The following is an 18,945-nucleotide window of genomic DNA, read 5'->3' as shown; positions in this document are numbered from 1 at the left end:
CCGTGGTCGCCGGCTAGGAGGGCGTTGTCGCCGGGCGGTAGATGTACGGTTGCGAGGCCTGGACCGCCTCGGTGAGCATCAGCAGCAGGTCGGCGCGGGCCTCGATCGGGCGGCCGAACAGCTCGTCGTCACCCGGGATCGGGAAACCCTTCACGCCGATCGCCAATTGACTCAACAGGACGTGCAGGACCCCGCGGGCGTTGAACACATTCGGTGTCGGCCACTCGGGCAGCGTCTCGTGCATCAGCGGCTGCTGTGCCGCGGTCGCCGCGATCGGCTTCAGCCAGCGTTCGAGCTCGTCGCTGGACAGCATGTTTCGGTGCAGGATCGTCATCACCGCATGCGCGACCCGGTCGTGCTCCTCGTGCACCCAGCGGTACGGCGTCTCCTTGACGATCCGGTCCGCGAGCACGTCGAGCAGTGCGCGCAGGACGCCGGCGTCGCAGTGCCGTGACCGCGCCAGCGCACCGATCGCGTCGGCGCCGTGCGCGACCGCGTGGGCCCAGCCGCATTTCTCGACGTACCCGCGCAGGTCGCGTTCGCGCAGCAGCCAGGTCGCCAGCCGGTCGCCCCAGCGCATCACGACCTCGTCGTGCACGAGGAACTCGGCGTTGTCGCGGTGAATCACCTCCGCCAGGGTCAGCGCGGTGAACGAACGCCGGAAGACCGTGTCGGTGCCGTCCTCACCCAGGCCGTAGTTCAGTCCGGCGCACAGGCCGTCGCCGAAGCCCGGCAGCAGGTCGTCGTACACGCCGCGCTCGAGCCAGGTGGCGAGCGTCGGGTACGCGAGCGCGTCGCGGACCTGCGGGTTCGTGCTCGCCAGGCCGCGGACGAGCTCCTCGGTGAGGTCGGTCAGCGTACGGTCGTGCGGTACCGCGTAGTCCGCGGCCATCACGTCCTGCCAGTACGTCGACTCCACCCGAGCATCCTTTCATCTGTCCCTGATCAATCAACACCCACACACGCCCTCTTGTCGAACGGACCACCGCGGGTACTGGTACAAGCCCTGGGTAGCATCGGGGCGTGCCGTCCTTGACCGATGTGGCGCGAAACCACACCACGCTCGACCAGGCCGACCTGGATCGTCTGCAACTGCTCGTCTCGGACTGGCAGATGCTGGCCGACCTGTCGTTCGCCGACCTGGTGCTGTGGCTGCCCGACACCGAAGGGCTGGGGTTCTGGGCTGGTGCGCAGATGCGGCCGACGACCGGTCCGACCGCCTACCTCGACGACATCGTCGGCAGCTTCATCCCGCGCGGCCGCCGGCACCTGCTCGACCAGGCGTACGACGGCGGCCGGATCTGCCGCGAGGGCGACCCGGAATGGCGCGACGACGTACCGGTCCGGGTCGAGACCATCCCGGTCCGCCGCGGGGACCGCGTGATCGCGGTGATTGCCCGCAACACCAACCTGCTCGGCGTCCGGACGCCGTCCCGGCTGGAGATCGCCTATCTGCAGAGCGCGACGGACCTGGCCCGGATGATCACCGACGGCGTGTTTCCGTACGGCGGGGAGCGGCTGCTGTCCACCACGCCGCGCGTCGGTGACGGCTGCATCCGGGTCGATCGGCACGGAATGGTGACGTTCGCCAGCCCCAATGCGTTGTCCGCGTACCGCCGGATGGGGCTGGTGACGGACCTGGTCGGCTCCCGGCTGAAGGACGTGACCGCCGAGCTGCTGCAGGCGGGGCACAAGGTCGACGACGTGCTCGCGTCCGTGGTCACCGGCCGCGCGGCCAAGGAGATCGAGATCGAGAACTCCGACGCCACGCTGTTCCTGCGCGCGATCCCGCTGCGGGCCGAGGGGCAGCACGTCGGGGCGCTGATCCTGCTCCGCGACGTGACGGAGCTGCGCAGCCGGGAGCGGGAGCTGGTCACCAAGGAGGCGACCATCCGGGAGATTCATCATCGCGTCAAGAACAACTTGCAGACGGTCGCCGCGTTACTGCGGATGCAGGCCCGCCGGATCACCGTGCCGGAAGGGCAGGTCGCGCTCGCCGAGGCGGTCCGCCGGGTCGGGTCGATCGCGATCGTCCACGAGACGCTGTCGGAGTCCTTCGACGAGCACGTGGACTTCGACGACGTCGCCGACCGCGTCGCCGCCATGGTCGCGGACGTGTCGACCGTCGCGACGGCGGTGGAGACCCGGCGGACCGGTTCGTTCGGCGTCCTCGACTCCGAGATCGCGACGCCGCTGGCGATGGTCCTCACCGAACTCATGCAGAACTCCGTCGAGCACGCGTTCGGCGCCCGCGACGGAGCCGCGGCCAGCGGCACCATCGAGCTGACCGCCGAGCGCTCGGTCGGCCGGTTGCACATCGACGTGATCGACGACGGCAAGGGACTTCCGACCAACTTCGACTCCGAGCTGTCCGGCAACCTCGGCCTGTCCATCGTCCGCACGCTGGTGCTCGGTGAACTCGACGGCACGCTGGCGTTCGGCAACCGCCACGACGGCCGTCCCGGCACCCAGGTCACCTTGGACATCCCGGTGAAGGACTGATCCGGCCGGTGTTCCGAACGATCGCTTGATTGTCAGCGACTTGCTACACAGTGTGTCCAGACGACCGCGCGTACCCCTACGATGACCTGACGAACTCCCCGACCAAGAAGGCTTTGCCGATGGCGACCTCAGACGCTCCGGATGCTCCGAGCTTCGACACTTCCCAACCGACCATCGCTCGCGTCTACGACGCTCTGCTCGGCGGCAAGGACAACTTTGCCGCCGACCGCGAAGGGGCGGCGATGTACCTGAAGTACGTGCCGGATGCCGGCCGCTGCGCGATCGAGAACCGTGAGGCCCTGGTGAAGGGCGTGCACTATCTCGCCCGCGCCGCCGGGATCGACCAGTTCCTCGACATCGGCAGCGGTCTGCCGACCCAGAAGAACACCCACGAGGCGGCGCAGGAGATCAATCCGAACGCCAGGGTGGTGTATGTCGACATCGACCCGATCGTGCTCGCGCACGGCCAGGCGCTGCTGGCCACCAACTCCAGCACCATCGTGGTCACCGCCGACCTTCGTGACCCGCAGTCGATCCTCGACAACGAGGAGATCAAGGCACACCTGGACTTCAGCCGTCCGGTCGCGCTGATGATCGTCGGCATCCACATGCACTTCCACGACGACGAGAAGCCGGACGAGTGGGTCCGCACGCTGATGGATGCGCTCGCCCCCGGAAGCTACCTGTTCATCACCGACTTCGTCGACACCGGTGAGCAGCTGCAGAAGAACATGGAGCGCGCCGGTCTGGAGAGCCTCGGGAACGGCTGGATCCGGACCCCGGAGCGGATCGAGCAGCACTTCCTCGGCCTGCCGCTGGTCCCTCCGGGCCTGGACTTCCTCGCCCGCTGGTTCCCGGAGGAACCCGACGCCGACGTTCCGGACGCGGCGGAGCTGCAGCCGTGGCAGCGGATCCTGATGGCCGGGATCGCCAAGAAGGAGTGACGGTACCGCCGCGCCGTGCGTGCGCGTAACGACCAAGCCGGACGCGCGCGCACGGCGTCGCGAGATACTGCAAGGCGGTGGGGAGGTGGGGGTGACCGAGTCGGGCGCGCAGAGCGGGCCGACCGCGCTGCGCATCATCCTCGGGGCGCACCTGCGCCGGATGCGGGAGGCGGCAGGTTTCAGCCGGTCCGAGGCAGGCTGGGAGATCCGCTCCTCGGAGTCCAAGGTCAGCCGGATGGAGCTGGGCCGGGTCGGCTTCAAGGAGCGGGACGTCCGCGACCTCCTGGCGTTCTACGGCCTGGACGACGCCGAGGAACGGGAGCGCCTGCTCGCCCTCGCGCGCGAGGCGAACAACCCCGGCTGGTGGCATCGGTACGGCGACGTGCTGCCGAGCTGGTTCCACTCGTACCTGGACCTCGAGGCCGCTGCGCAGCTGATCCGTACCTACGAGCTGCAGTTCGTCCCCGGGCTGCTGCAGACGGAGGACTACATCCGCGCCACCGTCCAGCTGGGCCGTGGCGTGATTCCCGCCGACGAGATCGACCGTCGGGTCGCGCTCCGCGTCCGTCGGCAGAGCGTCCTGAGCCGCCCGAACCCGGTGCGGCTCTGGGCCGTGCTCGACGAGTCGGCGCTGCGCCGGCCGATCGGCGGCGAGAAGGCGCTGGTGCGGCAGCTCGAGCACTTGATCGACATGACCCAGTTGGCGCACGTCAGCCTTCAGGTGATGCCGTTCACGATCAGCAGCAACTCCGGGTCCGCCGGCGCGTACACGATCCTTCGGTTCGAGGAGCAGGACCTGCCGGACATCGTGTACATCGAGCACCTGACCAGCGCGCTCTACCTGGACAAGGTCGAGGACCTCGACCAGTACACGGAAACGATGGAAGCCCTCTGCGTCGCCGCACCGCGGCCGAACAAGACTCGTGACTTCCTGGCCGGCGTCCTGAAGACCATGGGCGCCGCCCCTCGGTCCTTCGCCGTCCCGTGACGGCTGCGGGAAAGACGGCCGCGGGAATCTGGGAAACACAAAGGCCCCGCGGTACTTTCCGCGGGGCCTCGAAGGAGGACTTGCTCAGGCGGTGCGGATGCGCTGGCGGGCATTCCGGCGCTTCAGCGCACGGCGCTCGTCCTCGCTCAGGCCGCCCCAGACACCGTGGTCCTGGCCGGCTTCCAGTGCCCACGCGAGGCACTGCTCACGCACGTCACAGCGTCGGCACACCTGCTTGGCCTCCTCGATCTGCATGATCGCGGGCCCGGTGTTGCCGATGGGGAAGAACAGTTCCGGGTCCTCGTCGAGGCATACGGCCCGGTGGCGCCAATCCATGGCGAATCCCATCTCTCTCAGTAGTTGACGTAAGCTGACAGGCAGTTCCTGTGCCCAATCAGCGATGCTGTACTCGTCGGTTCGTGAGGCATGGGGGTCAATGCCTGCGTCTTGTTGTGAACGCTTTCACGAACGAGACCATGTTCCCAATCTTGGCGGATCGAAACAAGGGTTATGGAGTTGTTGATCCGATCACAACGCTTCCTTAACACTCCGAACTGGAACGCGTCCGTACTCCCCATCCGGTTATCGGACGGGGCGTCCTTTCCGCGTTGACCCGTTCACTGCAAGTAACCGCTGCAACCGACTTTTGGTTACGCACAACCTCAAATCCCTGTGGGGCCGAGGTTCGCGGACCCGCTCGACGCCGCCCTATGCTGGCGAGGTGCCGACCGACTCCCCAGCTGCAGCCGTCCCGAGACCGCTCAAAGTAGCCGCGGCAGTGGTCGCTGTGGAAGGGCTCGTGCTGATCGTTCTCGGAATTGCCGAAGCCTTGACGATCCAAAGCGCCCGCCTGGGCCAGGGCATCACCACAGCTGCCTTCTTCCTGGTGTACGGCGTCGCGCTCGTCCTGGTCGCGTTCCGCGGACTGTGGCGCGCGGCCCGGTGGAGTCGCGGACCGACGGTCTTCACGCAGCTGATCCAGCTGCTCGTGGCGTACAGCGTCTGGAACGGCGGCGGCCGAGCGATCGCCGCCGGCCTCGCCGTGCTCGCGATCGCCGTTCTGGTGTGCGTTTTCCAGAAGGCGTCCACCGAGGCCCTGACCAGTGGTGGCGCCAACGACCACCCGGTCCTCTGACCCCCGGCTACTCCTTCAGCAGGCCGGTCCGCAGCTCGGTCAGGGTCCGGGCCAGCAGCCGCGAGACATGCATCTGCGAGATGCCGATCTCCTCGGCGATCTGCGACTGCGTCATCCCCCGGAAGAACCGGAGTGTCAGGATCCGCTTCTCCCGGGTGTCGAGCTGGGCCAGCAACGGCTTCAGCGATTCCCGGTACTCGACGCTCTCCAGTGCCTCGTCCTCGCCGCCGAGTCCGTCCAGGACGGTCGTCGCGTCGGTCTCGTTCTGATCAGGGGCGTCCAGAGACAGCGTGTTGTAAGCGTTCGCGGACTCCAGACCCTCGATCACCAGGTCGGGGGACAGCCCGAGGCGCTCGGACAGCTCCGCCACGGTCGGCGCCCGGCCGAGCTCCTGGGTCAGCTCGGCGGTCGCGGACGTCAGCGACAACCGCAGCTCCTGCAGACGCCGCGGCACCCGGATCGCCCAGCCCTTGTCGCGGAAGTACCGCTTGATCTCACCGAGGATCGTCGGCGTCGCGTACGTCGAGAACTCGACGCCACGCTCCGGGTCGAACCGGTCGATCGCCTTGATCAGGCCGATGGTGGCCACCTGGACGAGGTCGTCGTACGGCTCTCCCCGGTTCCGGAACCGGCGCGCGAGGTGCTCGACGAGCGGCATGTGCAGGGCAACCAGTCCGTCGCGCGCGGCGGCGTACGACGGATCGCGGCGGCCGCCCGCCATCTGCCGGAACAGTGCGGCGGTCCGGGTCCGCAGATCGGGGGAGTCCTGGGACTCGCCGAGGTTCTCGTCGGTCACGCAGCAGCCTCGCGGGCGCTCGGTTCGGGCGGAAACGGCAACGGTACGTTGCCCGGGGTTCGATGGTTCACAGGGTCTCCGCGGCGGTGGCGCTGGCCGTCACGGTGATGGTCAGCCGGCCGCCGACGCTCTCGGCCGCTGCGGACTCCACCAGGGCAGTCAGGACGGTCCAGCCGAACGACGACGTGTCCGGCCGCCAGCCGTTCGGTACGACGGCACTCGTGCGCACCGTGAGGTGCGGCGGGGCGATCTCGAAGACGCACTCCAGCACGCCGTCGGCCGACTGCGGCAGCAGCAGCGAGCACGCCTCGTCGACCGCGATCCGCAGGTCGTCGATAGCGTCCAGCGTGAAGTCGTTGCGGGCCGCGAGATTGCCGACCACCGACCGCGGTACGGCGATGTAGGCACTGTCCGCCGGAATACTCAGGCGGACCTCGGCGGCTCGTCCGGTGCTGGTCACATCGTCTCCCTCAATTCGACCCACCACGCCGTCCATGATCCAACACTACGTTCGGTCGAGCGCGAAATGGCGCGGTCCTGCCCCCGGACGGTGCCGGGGCAGGACCGTGCGAAAGCCACGGACGCTCAGGGGTGTTCGTGTTCCGATCGCAACCGGGACAGGAACGCCTGGGTCCGGGAGTGCTGCGGGTTGCCGATCACGTCCTTGGGCGATCCGGCCTCGACCACGACGCCGGCGTCCATGAACACCACCGTGTCCGCGACGTCGCGGGCGAACGACATCTCGTGGGTCACCACGATCATCGTCATCCCGTCCAGGGCGAGTTCGCGCATCACCGCGAGCACCTCGCCGACCAGCTCCGGGTCCAGCGCCGACGTGGGCTCGTCGAACAGCATCAGCTTCGGCTGCATCGCCAGCGCCCGCGCGATCGCGACCCGCTGCTGCTGGCCACCGGACAGTTGCGCCGGATAGGCGTTGCAGCGATCCGCGAGGCCGACCCGGTCGAGCAGCTTCATCGCCCGTTCGCGGGCGGTCTTCTTCGACTCGCCCTTGACCTGCACGGGCGCCTCGACGATGTTCTCCAGCGCGGTCATGTGCGGGAACAGGTTGAACCGCTGGAAGACCATCCCGATCTCGCGCCGCTGCGCCGCGATCTCCTTGTTCTTCAGGCGGTACAGCTTGCCGTTGCGCTCGTCGTACCCCATCAGCTCGTTGTCGACCCAGATCCGGCCGCCGTCGATCGTCTCGAGCTGGTTGATGCAGCGCAGGAACGTCGTCTTGCCCGAGCCGGAAGGGCCGAGCAGGCAGACCACCTGCCCGCGTTCGACGTCCAGGTCGATGCCCTTCAGCACCTCGTTGTGGTGGAAGGACTTGGTCACATTGACCGCGTGCACGAGCGGCATCAGGCTCCTCCTGCCCCGGCCGGCCGCGCGGCCCGCGGCGCCTTGGCGTTCCCGAAGCCGCGTCCGAAGTGCCGCTCGAGGAAGTACTGACCGACCATCAGCACACTGGTTGCGGCCAGGTAGTACAGCGTCGCGGCGACCGCGATCGGAAAGGTCTTGTAGAACGTGCTGCCGATCGACTGCAGCTGGTAAAACAGCTCGCCGATCACCGGCACCGCGAGCAGCAGCGAGGTGTCCTTCAGCATCGCGATCGTCTCGTTGCCGGTCGGCGGCACGATCACCCGCATCGCCTGCGGCAGCACCACCCGGCGCATCACCTTGCCGCTGCTCATCCCGAGCGCCTCTGCCGCCTCGGCCTGGCCCTTGTCCACGCTGAGGATGCCGGCCCGGGCGATCTCGGCCATGTACGCCGCCTCGGACAGGCCGAGACCGATGACACCGGCAACCAGCCCGGTGAACACCTGGTTGGCGTCCAGCGTGAAGAACCGCCAGTCGCCGGACATCCCGAGCCAGTCGATGATCTTCCAGTCGAACGGGATCCCGAACTGGATGCCTTGCGGGAACAGGATCCCCAGCGTGCCCATCGTGAACAGCAGGATGTAGCGCGGGATGCTGCGGAAGAACCAGGTGAACGCCCACGCGGTGGCCGACAGGATCGGGTTGTCCGACAGCCGCATCACGGCCAGTACGACGCCGCCGCCGACGCCGACGATCATCGACAGCACGGTGACCAGCAGGGTGCCCTTGAGGAACCCGTTGATCACCGGCTGCTGGTTCATCGCCTCGAACACGAACCGCCAGTCGAACGCGTCGTTGGTGACCAGCAGGTGCACCAGCATCGCGACCAGGACCGCGATCACCGCGATCGCGACCCACCGCCCCGGATGCCGGACCGGGACGGCGTCGATCGGGCCCGGCCGTTCCGGAGCGGCGTCCTGCGGCCGGGCTTCAGCCTCGGTGCTCATCACAACTCACGGGTTGACGGCGAAATCGGTGATCGCGCCCGAGTCGTTGTTCCACTTCTGCAGCGTGCTCTTGTACGTGCCCTCCTGGTCCAGGGCCTTCAGCGCCTCGGTGATGGCCTGGGCGAACTCGGTCTGGTCCTTCGGCACGACATAGCCGTACGGCGCTGCATCGTAGATGTCGCCGAGCTGCTCGAGCTGACCGTTGGTCTGCTTGATCGCGTACAGCACGATCGGGGAGTCGGCCAGCATCGCGTCCGCCTTGCCCGCGACCAGGTCCGCGGTCGCCTGGTCCTGCTTCTCGCGGACCACCAGCTTGATCTCCGGCTTGCCCTCGGCCTTGCACTTGGCCTGCCGCTTCGGGATGTCGTCCTCGAGCTGCGTCGTGCCCTTCTGCACCGCGACCGTCTTGCCGCACGCGTCGTCGGCGTTGACGCCCTTCGGGTTGCCCTTCGCGGTCGCCCACAGGGTGCCGGCGTTGAAGTAGCTGACCATGTTGACCTGCTGCTTGCGCTTGTCGTTGATCGTGAACGACGAGACGCCGACGTCGTACTTGCCGCCCTGGACACCGGTGATGATCGTGTCGAATCCGGCCGGCTGCCAGTCGACGGTGACGCCGAACTTCTGGGCGACGGCGTTGAACAGGTCCACGTCCATGCCGACGACGGTTTTGCCGCCTTGCAGGAACTCGTTCGGCGGGTAGCTGGCGTCGACACCGACGACGATCTTGCCGGCCGACTTGATCTTCGCCGGCAGGGCGCCGCTCAGATCAGGTCCGCCGCTCGCGGGAGCGCTGGAGGGGGCGCTCGACGGCGAGGTGGAACTACCTTCAAGGGAGTTCGAGCCGCATCCGGCGGCTGCGAGTACCAGGACGCCGGACAGCGCCAGCGCCCTTCGCAGGACAGACATCTGGTCCTCCAAAACCGGGCACCGGACGGCCCGGTGCCATGTGTCCGCATCTTGACACAGGGCCCCGCGGGCCGCGCACGGACCAATCCGGAACAGCAACCTATTCGTAGCCTGCCCGCGTGGACGCTGCGCACCGTCGACCATTCGGGTACGCAGCGTCACCGATTTCCGGGGCTCCGCACGCGGTCGGCGTACGGCGGCGTACAGCTGGTGACGGCACCGTGCCTGCCGCTGCGGGCCGGCGTTACAGAATCGGGGTTTACCGGGCCGGTGTTATCGGGTCGGTGTTATTGGGTCGGCTCGACGTGGGTCGGGTCGAGGACGCGGCGCAGGAAGGTCCGGGTCCGTTCCTCGGTGGGGTTGCCGATCACGTCGGCGGGCGGCCCCTGCTCGACGATCACGCCGCCGTCCATGAACACCACCCGGTCCGCGACCTCGCGGGCGAACGCCATCTCGTGGGTGACGACCAGCATCGTCATCCCGTCGAGCGCCAGCTTGCGCATCACGGTGAGTACGTCGCCGACGAGCTCCGGGTCGAGCGCTGACGTCGGCTCGTCGAACAGCATCAGCGCCGGATCCATCGACAGCGCGCGGGCGATCGCCACCCGCTGCTGCTGACCACCGGACAGCTGCGCCGGGTACGCGTCGATCTTCTCGCTCAGCCCGACCCGGTTCAGGTTCGCGCGGGCGATCCGGTCGGCCTCCTCCGGGGCCCGTTTGAGAACGGTGCGCTGGGCAACGGTGCAGTTCCCGAGGGCGGTCAGGTGCGGGAACAGGTTGAACTGCTGGAACACCATCCCGATCTGCTGCCGGGCCTCGTCCAGGTGGCAGTCCCGGTCGGTGATCTCCTCACCGCGGACGAACACCTGCCCTTCCTGCGGCACCTCCAGCAGGTTCACACAGCGCAGCAGCGTCGACTTGCCGGATCCGGACGGGCCGATCACGCACACCACTTCACCCTGCTCGACGGTGAAGTCGATGCCGCGCAGGACGTGGTTGCTGCCGAACGACTTGTGCAAGTTGCGAATGTCCACCAGTGCCATCAGCGCGTCCTCGCCGTTCGTGCCTCGAGCCGGCGGGCCAGGATGCCCAGCGGCAGCGTGATCAGCAGGTAGCAGAAGCCGCAGACCACGATCGGGGTCAGGTTCGAGTAGGTGTTGGCCAGGTCCCGGCCGAAGCCGGTGAGCTCGTACCCGTCGGCGGCCACGCCGATCATGAACACCAGCGAGGAGTCCTTCACCAACAGGATCAGGTCGTTGGTCAACGGCGGCAGCACGATCCGGAATGCCTGCGGCAGCACGATCTTCCGCATCGCCAGGCCCGCGGGCATCCCGAGCGACCGGGCCGCCTCGACCTGGCCGCGCGGCACCGCCTGGATGCCGGCCCGGATCACCTCGGCCATGTACGCCGAGGCCACGATGCCGAGCGCCAGCCACACCACGCCGTACGGGTCCCACGGGATGGTCAGGCCCTCGAACGCCAGCGGCAGCAGGCTGAACGCGATGAACACCACGATCGCCGGCAGCCCGCGGAAGAACTCGATGTAAGCCGTCGCGATCCACCGGTACGGCCCGACCTGGCTGAGTTTCATCAGTGCCAGCAGGGTGCCGCCGAGGAGCCCGATCACGAAGGCGCCGGCGGTGTACTCGATCGTCTTGACCAGCGCCTGCAGGATGCCGTCTTCGAACGTCGACTTGATGAACTCGGGCTTGAAGAAGACGCTGACGATCTGGCCCCAGTCCGCCGAGACGGCGGCCACCACGACCACGACGACGAGGACGCCGTACTGGATCCAGCGGGAGCGCTGGGCCCGCTGCCGCGGGCTCAGCCCCCTCCGCTCAACCGGGGCGTCGGTCCCCGGGCTCGATGCGGTACTCACTTCTTCGGCTCAACCCCGAACCACTTCTTGTAGATCTCGTTGTAGGTGCCGTCCGACTTGGCCTTGGTGAGCAGCTCGTTGAACTTCGCCACCAGCTTCGGGCCGCTGCCGTCCTTGAGCGCGCCGAACCCGTACTGCTCACCGGTGTTGAACTCGGCCACGATCTCCATGTCCGGGTTCTCCTTGACGAAGTCGTACAGCACGCCGTTGTCGTTGATCGCGGCGTCCACCCGGCCGGACTTCACGTTGTTCTCCTGCAGGGCGAGGTCGTTGAACGGGATCACCGTGTAGCCGTTCGCCTTGGCGTTGTCGTCGGCGTACTTCTTGCCGGTGGTGTCGGCCTGCGCACCGAGCTTCTTGCCGCGCAGGTCGGCCAGCGACTTGATGCCGGAGTCCTTCTTGGCCATCAGCACCTGGGTGGCGTCCATGTAGGGATCGGTGATGCTGATCGCGGCCTGGCGCTCCGGAGTGATCGTCATCGCGCCCATGCCGACGTCGCACTTCTTCGCCTTGAACGCGGCACCCGAGGTGACCTGCGCCCATTCGATGTTGACGACCTCCTGCTCGAGGCCGAGGTCCTTGGCGAGCACGTCGAGCAGATCGACGTCGAAGCCAACCACCTTGGTGCCGTCCTTGTACTGGAACGGCTTGTACGGCAGATGCGTGCAGATCGTCAGCTTGCCCGGTTTGACCAAGGTGATGCCGGCGGCGGCCGCCTTGTCCTCGGAACCGCCGCTGCCGCTGTCCGAGTCGCCGCCGCACGCGGTCAGGGTGAGCGACAGCGCGAGCGCGACTGCGGCGATCGGGCCGATCGCCCGGCGCTTACGGAGAGTGGGGACGATGTTCATCGCGGATCTCCTCGACAGGGGTTGTGAATGCCCGAATCCTGGCACACGTAGGGACGGAAGGTGTGGAGCCTCTCACAGCAGACCAGTCAGCCATGTGGTTTACTCGTCACCGACGGGTGACCCCCTGGCATCAGCGGCTGTTCGACGCACCCTCTCGAACGCCACTCTCTCAGTTCCGCTCGCAACTCCCCGAAGGGTCCCCGCATGGTCGCCCAATCCGTTGAGCCGTCCGTTCGCACCGATCAGTACGCCGGTGACGCCGTTTTCGAACTGCATCGCGGCGGCAAGATCGAGGTCACGTCCTCGGTCCACGTCGCCGATGCCGACGATCTGTCCAAGGCCTACACGCCCGGCGTCGCCCGGGTCTGCACCGCGATCGCCGAGGACCCGTCGCTGGTCCGGCGCTACACCTGGAAGTCGAACGTGGTCGCCGTCGTCACCGACGGTACCGCTGTCCTAGGTCTGGGAAACATCGGCCCGGCCGCGGCCCTGCCGGTGATGGAGGGCAAGGCGCTGCTGTTCAAGGAGTTCGGCGGCGTCGACTCGGTCCCGATCGCGCTGGACTGCACCGACGTGGACGAGTTCGTCGACACCGTCGCGCGGATGGCGCCGACGTTCGGCGGCATCAACCTGGAGGACATCTCCGCGCCGCGCTGCTTCGAGATCGAGCACCGGCTCAAGGAGCGCCTCGACATCCCGGTGTTCCACGACGACCAGCACGGTACGGCGGTCGTCGTCCTGGCCGCCCTGCGCAACGCGCTCCGGGTGACGGGCAAGTCGATCGAGGACATCCGGGTGGTGATCTCGGGCGCCGGTGCGGCCGGGGTTGCGTGCGCGCGCATCCTGCTGCAGGCCGGTGTCGGCGATCTCGCGGTCGTCGACAGCAAGGGTGTCCTGCACGAGGACCGCTCCGATCTGAACCCGGTGAAGCTGTCGCTCGCCCGGGACACCAACACCGGCGGGCTGTCCGGCCGGCTGGTCGACGCGCTCGTGGGTGCGGACCTGTTCCTCGGGGTGTCCGGTGGAACGGTGCCGGAGGAGGCCGTTGCGCAGATGGCCGACGACGCGATGATCTTCGCGCTCGCGAACCCGAACCCGGAGGTCCACCCGGACATCGCGCACCGGCACGCTGCCGTGGTCGCCACCGGCCGGTCCGACTTCCCGAACCAGATCAACAACGTGCTGGCGTTCCCCGGCATCTTCCGCGGCGCCTTCGACGCGAACGCCTCCCGGATCACCGAGGGCATGAAGCTGGCCGCCGCGGATGCCCTGGCCGGCCTGATCTCCGAGACCGAGCTGAACCCGGGCTACATCATCCCGTCGCCGTTCGACGACCGGGTCGCTCCCGCCGTCGCCGCGGCCGTCGCGGCCGCCGCCCACAGCGACGGCGTCGCCAGGCCTGCCTGAGCCGACCCCGGACCGCCCCCGTGAGCCCGGCTCACGGGGGCGGTCGCCTGTCCGGAACGTTGTCGTAGGCAACAGTGCGGACGCCTGCGGTTGCTTTCCGCCGCCGGTCGAACGCTTGCCGGAAAGCTATTGACTTAACAAAACGGCGCGGCCACCATTGGCAGGTCTCGCCTGCCGGTGAGCGTCCGCTTCCGCAGCGTGAGCATTCCGCACAAGCTTTCCTGGTTGGAGACTGCTATGAAGCTCAGGACCGCAGTCGGAGCCGTCGCGGTGGTCATCGCCGCGGCACTCACGCTGAGTGGGTGTGTGAAGAGCAGCACCGCCGCGAAGGGCGGCGGTGCGGAGGACACGAAGACGGTTCGGGTCTTCATCAGCGGCGACACGAATGTCGAGAAGCTCTGGACCGACGGCCTCGGTCCGGCGTTCGAGCAGGCCAACCCCGGCTACAAGGTGCAGATCACCCTGGATCTGCACGGTGAGCACGATGCCCAGACGATGGCGAAGCTGTCGGCGTCGGTGGCCCAGCAGAAGGATCCCGGGTTCGACCTGGTCGACGGCGGCTTCGTGGCGAAGGCGTCGGCGGCGAACTTCCTCGACCCGGTCGATCCTTCGAAGATCTCCGCGCTGGGCGAGATCCCGGCCGATGTGGTCAAGGCCGGCGGTACCGGCGGCATCCCGTACCGCGGGTCCTCGGTGCTGCTCGCCTACGACACCAAGGCGGTCCCGGAACCGCCGAAGACCCTGGACGACCTGCTCGCCTGGATCAAGGCGCATCCGGGCAAGTTCACGTACAACTCGCCCAAGTCGGGTGGTTCCGGCGGCGCGTTCGTGGCCACTGTGCTGGACAAGTACGTCCCGGCCGACGCGCGGCAGAAGATGACGGTCGGTTACGAAAAGGGCCTGGAATCACTGTGGGAGCAGGGGTTCGCGACGTTGCACGGCCTGAACCCGTACGTGTACCAGAAGGGCGTCTACCCCAACGGCAACCAGCAGGTGCTGGACCTGCTCGCCAACGGGCAGATCTCGATGGCCCCGGTCTGGTCCGACCAGTTCACCACCGGAGTCGCCAACGGCTCGATCCCCGCGACCGTCAAGGCCGCCCAGATCTCGAACCCGTCCTTCACCGGCGGTGCCGCCTACCTCGGCATCCCGGCCAGCAGCCCGAGCAAGGACGCGGCGCTCAAGCTCGCGAACTTCGTCCTGCAGCCGGAGCAGCAGGCGATGATCGTGAAGAACATCTCGGGGTACCCGGCGATCTCGCTCGACAAGCTGCCGCCGGAACTGCAGGGCAAGTTCGCGAACGCCGACACGAACAACCTCCGCAAGGGGTACTTCGACTCGATGACCAAGGACCTCAACAACCTCTGGGACCAGAAGGTCCCCGGTAAATGACGGAGCAGGTGACCGGGCAAGTGACCGGGCAAGTGACCGGGCAAGTGACCGGGCAAGTGACCGCGGAGCCGGCAGCCGCGGACGGCGAGGCTCGTCCGGCGGTCCGCCGGTACGCCGGCCGGGACCGCTCCGGCCGGACCCGGGGCTTCCTGATGGCGCTGCCGCCGATCGCGCTGATCGCGATGTTCGTCGGCTTCCCCGTCTTGCTCGCGTTCGGCTTCAGTCTCGGCTTCACCGGCGGCCTGAACCGCACCGTCGCGATCATCGGCCAGAACGTGCACGCCGCGGACGGTCTGATTCCGACGTTCGCGGCGTACGCCGAGATGTTCACCAACGCCCGGTTCCTCGGCGACCTGTCGGTGACCGTGGTCGTCACACTGATCAGCACCGCGCTGGTGATCTCGCTCGCGGTCGGAATCGGGCTGTACCTGAAGTTCGTCGGCGGCCTGCTCGGCAAGATCCTGTCCACGCTCGCGGTCATCCCGCTGTTCATCCCGGTGGTGATCGCGTCCTGGGCAATCCTCGGCTTCTACTCCGCCAACGGTTTCCTGCGCAGCGTCGCGGCCCAGGTCGGGCTCGGCTTCCCGATCTGGTCGTACACGCTGGTGACGATCGTCATCGGCTCGGTGTGGACGTCACTGCCGTTCGCGACGCTGCTGGTCACCTCGGGGATGCAGGCGGTCCCGCAGGCGATGATCGACGCCGCGCGCGACGCCGGCGCGTCGTTCTGGCGGGTGGTCGTGAGCGTCGTCGTACCGATGGCCGGGGTACCCATCGTCATCGCGACCACGTTCACCGCGATCGGCGTGCTCGGCTCGTTCACCGTGCCGTACTTCACCGGGCCGAACTCGCCGAACATGCTCGGCGTGGACATGGCCAACTACTTCACCGCGTTCAACCAGCCGCAGCAGGCGGTGGTGATCGCGTTCGTCGTGTTCGCGATCGCGGCCGGCATCGCCGCGGTGTACGTCTGGGCGAACTTCCGGTCGGCCAAGGAAAGCGGGGCGGTCTGATGGCCAGAACGATCACCCGGATCCTGGTCCTCGGGTTCGCCGCCGCACTCGCACTGTTCGTCCTCGGTCCGCTCGGGTGGCTGGCGGCGCGGGCGTTCGCGACCACCTGGACCTATCCGAACCTCCTTCCGGACGGCTGGACGGTGCGCTGGTGGAGTGTCGTGTTCAGCGACGAGGCGCTCGGTACCGCCGTCCAGAACTCGTTGTCATTCGCCCCGATCACCGTGGCGGTGTCCGCGGTGATCTGCCTGCCCGCGGCGTACGCGTTCGCGCGCTTCGAGTTCCCGGGGCGGCGGTTCTTCCTGATCAGCGTGTTCGCGGCCAACGCGTTCCCGAAGATGGGGCTGTTCGTGTCGCTGGCGGCGCTGTTCTACGCGCTCAACCTGATGAACTCGATCCTCGGCATCCTTGTCGTCCACGTCCTCGGCACGGTGGTGTTCATGACCTGGATCCCGGCCGCCGCGTTCGCCGCCGTACCGCGCAGTCTCGAGGAGGCGGCCCGGGACGCCGGAGCGTCGAAGCTGCGGACGTTCTTCAGCGTGACGTTGCCGATGGCCCTGCCCGGCATCCTGGTGGCGGCGATCATGAGCTTCCTGGCGTCCTTCGACGAAGCGCAGGGCACGTACCTGGTCGGCGCGCCGGACTACATGACGATGCCGACCCAGATGTACAGCCTGGTGCTCAACTACCCCACCCAGGTCGCGGCAGTGTTCTCGATCCTGCTCGCGATCCCGTCCGTCGCGCTGCTGCTGGCCGCGCACAAGCACATCGTCGGCGGCCACCTCGCCGAGGGCTTCCAGATCAGGTAAGGGAACCATGACGACCGACACCACCGCGTCCCGGGTCGTTGCCGACGACACCGCCGCGTCCGCCGCGCCCGGCCTCGAGATCCACGGCCTGCACAAGGCGCTCGGCGGGCGGACCATCATCGACGATCTCGACCTGACGGTGCAGCCTGGCGAACTCGTCTCGTTGCTCGGCCCGTCCGGGTGCGGCAAGACCACGACGCTGCGGATGATCGCCGGCTTCCTGACGCCGGACGCGGGCTCGATCAAGGTCGGCGGCCGCGAGGTCGTCCATCTCGGCCCGGAGCGGCGGCCGAGCGCGATGGTGTTCCAGAACTACGCGCTCTGGCCGCACATGACGGTGGCGAAGAACGTCGGCTTCCCGCTCAAGCTGCGCAAGCGGCCGAAGGCGGAGATCGCCGAGCGGGTCGACGCCGCGCTCACGCTGGTCAACCTGATGCACCACAAGGACTCCCGGCCGGCCCGGATCTCCGGCGGCGAGCAGCAGCGGACGGCGCTCGCACGGGCGCTCGTCCAGGAGCCGGAACTGCTGCTGCTCGACGAGCCGCTCAGCAACCTGGACGCGAAGCTGCGGGTCAAGGTCCGCGAAGACATCCGGGAGATCCAGCAACGCCTCGGAATCACCACGGTCATCGTCACGCACGACCAGGAAGAGGCGATGTCGGTCTCGGACCGGATCGCGGTGATGAACGACGGACGGATCGAGCAGTTCAGTACGCCGGCCGAGCTCTACAGCACGCCCGCGACCGAGTTCGTGGCGACGTTCATCGGCAGCCTCAACCGGCTCGAGGGGCGGATCTCCGACGGCCGCGTGGTGGCAGGCTCCGGCGTACTCGGCGTTCGTCCCGAGGACGTCGTGTTCACAGCGGACGCTGCTCCTGGCAGTGTGGCTGCGACGGTCGAACGGGTGGTCCCGCGCGGGCACTTCAGCGAGCTGTATCTGCGTCGTGAGGATGCCGAGTTGCGTGCGTATGTGACTGGCGTACCGCCCGCGGCCGGTACGCAGGGTTGGGCACGGATCGCCAAGTGGCTCGAGTTCGAGGGCGGTCGTCAGGTCCGCCAGGGGACCGCGGAGTGAGGTCGGACGAGCTGGCCACCGCCATAAAGGTGGCTCAGGAACTTGCGGAGTGGGCCAACGAGTTCACGCGGAGCGCCGACCTCGGCGACGTCCGGACCAAGGCGGATGCCGCGGACTTCGTGACCGCTGTCGACCTCGCGGTCGAGAAGCACGTGCGGGAGGTCATCGCCGAACGGCTGCCCGGCCATCTCGTCGTCGGTGAGGAGCTGGGTGGCAGTGCGCGTTCCGGCGTGCCTTGCTGGTACGTCGACCCCGTCGACGGGACCGCCAACCTGGCCAACGGCGTGCCGTGGACGGCGTTCTCGCTCGCGCTGGCCGTCGACCGTGAACCGCTCGTCGCGGTCGTCGGCGACGTGTGGCGCGGACAGGTCTTCGCCGCCGCAGCCGGCCAAGGCGCCTCGCTGGACGGGCGACCGCTCGAGCTCGCCGGTGGTCCGGACACCGGACTGGAGGGGACGATCGTCAGCACCGAGCTGCTGAACCAGTCGCCGTGGCCAGGCATGGATGTCTTCGTCGCCGGTCTCCGCGACAGCTTCTGCACCACTCGGGTGATGGGCTCCGGGACGCTCTCGCTCGCCGGACCGGCAGCCGGGCGCGGCGCCGGAGCCGTGATCGAGCGGTACAGCCCGATCGATCACCTCGCCGCTGCCCTTGTGGTCCGGGAGGCCGGTGGTGTCCTGCTGGACGACGACGGCGTGGAAACTGTCTGGCCGGAGTCCGGCGGCATCCTCGCCGCCCGCCCGGAACACGCGGCGGCCCTCTACGCCCTCTGGTCCACCGCACGCCGCTCGGCGTGAGTTTGGTTACTGGGGATGTGGTGCTGCGGCCCCTAGATGATTGATGCACGGCTGGGCCTGGGATCTCAGTGGTCGTAGGCGGTTATGGACCGGAGTACGGGTGCTCCGATTCGGTCGTTGTGCCAGA

General features: G+C 67.9%; 20 protein-coding genes. 10 read left to right on the top strand and 10 right to left on the bottom strand.

Going from position 1 to position 18,945, the window contains the following annotated elements:
- Positions 1-13: 13 nt before the first annotated feature.
- A complete protein-coding gene (locus AB0B82_RS19580; protein ID WP_360169983.1) occupies positions 14-919 on the bottom strand; it encodes a DUF2785 domain-containing protein in 906 nt (301 codons plus the stop codon).
- Between the two features lie 104 nt (positions 920-1,023).
- Here AB0B82_RS19580 and AB0B82_RS19575 point away from each other — a divergent pair, with 104 nt between their 5' ends.
- The 3 genes from AB0B82_RS19575 (at position 1,024) to AB0B82_RS19565 (ending at position 4,434) form a co-directional block, all read left to right on the top strand.
- Positions 1,024-2,502 carry a histidine kinase N-terminal domain-containing protein gene (locus tag AB0B82_RS19575; RefSeq protein ID WP_360169980.1) on the top strand — a complete coding sequence of 493 codons (1,479 nt, stop codon included), beginning with the start codon at positions 1,024-1,026 and terminating at the stop codon, positions 2,500-2,502.
- 119 nt (positions 2,503-2,621) lie between these two features.
- Positions 2,622-3,446 (top strand): SAM-dependent methyltransferase, encoded by an 825-nt coding sequence (locus tag AB0B82_RS19570; RefSeq protein ID WP_360169977.1) that lies wholly within the window; start codon positions 2,622-2,624, stop codon positions 3,444-3,446.
- A gap of 91 nt (positions 3,447-3,537) precedes the next feature.
- The gene (locus AB0B82_RS19565; RefSeq protein WP_360169974.1) at positions 3,538-4,434 is read left to right on the top strand and encodes a helix-turn-helix transcriptional regulator; all 897 of its coding nucleotides are present in this window, start codon (positions 3,538-3,540) and stop codon (positions 4,432-4,434) included.
- Positions 4,435-4,518: 84 nt separating this feature from the next.
- On the opposite strand, the gene AB0B82_RS19560 is transcribed toward AB0B82_RS19565, so the two are convergent.
- A complete protein-coding gene (locus AB0B82_RS19560) occupies positions 4,519-4,770 on the bottom strand; it encodes a WhiB family transcriptional regulator (protein ID WP_130383822.1) in 252 nt (83 codons plus the stop codon).
- A 385-nt stretch (positions 4,771-5,155) separates the two neighbouring features.
- On the opposite strand from AB0B82_RS19560, the gene AB0B82_RS19555 reads away from it, so the two are divergent.
- Positions 5,156-5,569, top strand: a complete 414-nt coding sequence (locus AB0B82_RS19555; RefSeq protein WP_360169971.1) for a hypothetical protein — start codon at positions 5,156-5,158, stop codon at positions 5,567-5,569.
- 7 nt (positions 5,570-5,576) lie between these two features.
- Here the strand turns inward: AB0B82_RS19555 and AB0B82_RS19550 are convergent, their stop codons facing one another.
- From AB0B82_RS19550 to AB0B82_RS19515, 8 genes are all read right to left on the bottom strand, one after another.
- Positions 5,577-6,365 carry an RNA polymerase sigma factor SigF gene (locus tag AB0B82_RS19550; RefSeq protein ID WP_360169968.1) on the bottom strand — a complete coding sequence of 263 codons (789 nt, stop codon included), beginning with the start codon at positions 6,363-6,365 and terminating at the stop codon, positions 5,577-5,579.
- Between the two features lie 67 nt (positions 6,366-6,432).
- The gene (locus tag AB0B82_RS19545) at positions 6,433-6,825 is read right to left on the bottom strand and encodes an anti-sigma regulatory factor (RefSeq protein WP_360169965.1); all 393 of its coding nucleotides are present in this window, start codon (positions 6,823-6,825) and stop codon (positions 6,433-6,435) included.
- Between the two features lie 125 nt (positions 6,826-6,950).
- Entirely contained in the window at positions 6,951-7,727 is a 777-nt protein-coding gene (locus AB0B82_RS19540; RefSeq protein WP_360169963.1) for an amino acid ABC transporter ATP-binding protein, read from the bottom strand.
- Positions 7,727-8,692, bottom strand: a complete 966-nt coding sequence (locus AB0B82_RS19535; RefSeq protein ID WP_360169962.1) for an amino acid ABC transporter permease — start codon at positions 8,690-8,692, stop codon at positions 7,727-7,729. The genes AB0B82_RS19540 and AB0B82_RS19535 overlap by 1 nt, the downstream gene beginning before the upstream one ends.
- A 6-nt stretch (positions 8,693-8,698) precedes the next feature.
- Positions 8,699-9,598, bottom strand: a complete 900-nt coding sequence (locus tag AB0B82_RS19530; protein ID WP_360169959.1) for an ABC transporter substrate-binding protein — start codon at positions 9,596-9,598, stop codon at positions 8,699-8,701.
- Positions 9,599-9,885: 287 nt separating this feature from the next.
- A complete protein-coding gene (locus AB0B82_RS19525) occupies positions 9,886-10,641 on the bottom strand; it encodes an amino acid ABC transporter ATP-binding protein (protein WP_360169956.1) in 756 nt (251 codons plus the stop codon).
- Positions 10,641-11,477 (bottom strand): amino acid ABC transporter permease, encoded by an 837-nt coding sequence (locus AB0B82_RS19520; RefSeq protein WP_360169953.1) that lies wholly within the window; start codon positions 11,475-11,477, stop codon positions 10,641-10,643. Before AB0B82_RS19520 ends, AB0B82_RS19525 begins: the two co-directional genes overlap by 1 nt.
- The gene (locus AB0B82_RS19515; protein WP_360169950.1) at positions 11,474-12,325 is read right to left on the bottom strand and encodes an ABC transporter substrate-binding protein; all 852 of its coding nucleotides are present in this window, start codon (positions 12,323-12,325) and stop codon (positions 11,474-11,476) included. Before AB0B82_RS19515 ends, AB0B82_RS19520 begins: the two co-directional genes overlap by 4 nt.
- Before the next feature lie 204 nt (positions 12,326-12,529).
- Here AB0B82_RS19515 and AB0B82_RS19510 point away from each other — a divergent pair, with 204 nt between their 5' ends.
- From AB0B82_RS19510 to AB0B82_RS19485, 6 genes are all read left to right on the top strand, one after another.
- Positions 12,530-13,732 carry an NADP-dependent malic enzyme gene (locus AB0B82_RS19510; RefSeq protein WP_360169947.1) on the top strand — a complete coding sequence of 401 codons (1,203 nt, stop codon included), beginning with the start codon at positions 12,530-12,532 and terminating at the stop codon, positions 13,730-13,732.
- Between the two features lie 237 nt (positions 13,733-13,969).
- Positions 13,970-15,124, top strand: a complete 1,155-nt coding sequence (locus AB0B82_RS19505; RefSeq protein WP_360169944.1) for an extracellular solute-binding protein — start codon at positions 13,970-13,972, stop codon at positions 15,122-15,124.
- On the top strand, positions 15,121-16,137 hold the full coding sequence (locus AB0B82_RS19500; protein ID WP_360169941.1) for a sugar ABC transporter permease: 1,017 nt from the start codon (positions 15,121-15,123) through the stop codon (positions 16,135-16,137). Before AB0B82_RS19505 ends, AB0B82_RS19500 begins: the two co-directional genes overlap by 4 nt.
- Complete coding sequence (locus tag AB0B82_RS19495; protein ID WP_360169939.1) at positions 16,137-16,946, top strand: ABC transporter permease; 810 nt, start codon at positions 16,137-16,139, stop codon at positions 16,944-16,946. Before AB0B82_RS19500 ends, AB0B82_RS19495 begins: the two co-directional genes overlap by 1 nt.
- Before the next feature lie 7 nt (positions 16,947-16,953).
- Positions 16,954-18,021, top strand: coding sequence for an ABC transporter ATP-binding protein (locus AB0B82_RS19490; RefSeq protein ID WP_360169937.1), 1,068 nt, complete (start codon positions 16,954-16,956; stop codon positions 18,019-18,021).
- Between the two features lie 29 nt (positions 18,022-18,050).
- Positions 18,051-18,818 (top strand): inositol monophosphatase, encoded by a 768-nt coding sequence (locus AB0B82_RS19485; RefSeq protein WP_360169934.1) that lies wholly within the window; start codon positions 18,051-18,053, stop codon positions 18,816-18,818.
- Positions 18,819-18,945: the final 127 nt, after the last annotated feature.

The sequence above is a fragment of the Kribbella sp. NPDC048915 genome (assembly GCF_040649595.1).
Taxonomy (GTDB): domain Bacteria; phylum Actinomycetota; class Actinomycetes; order Propionibacteriales; family Kribbellaceae; genus Kribbella.
Note: the sequence above shows the minus strand (reverse complement) of the source record. Positions and strands in the feature narration are given on the sequence as shown.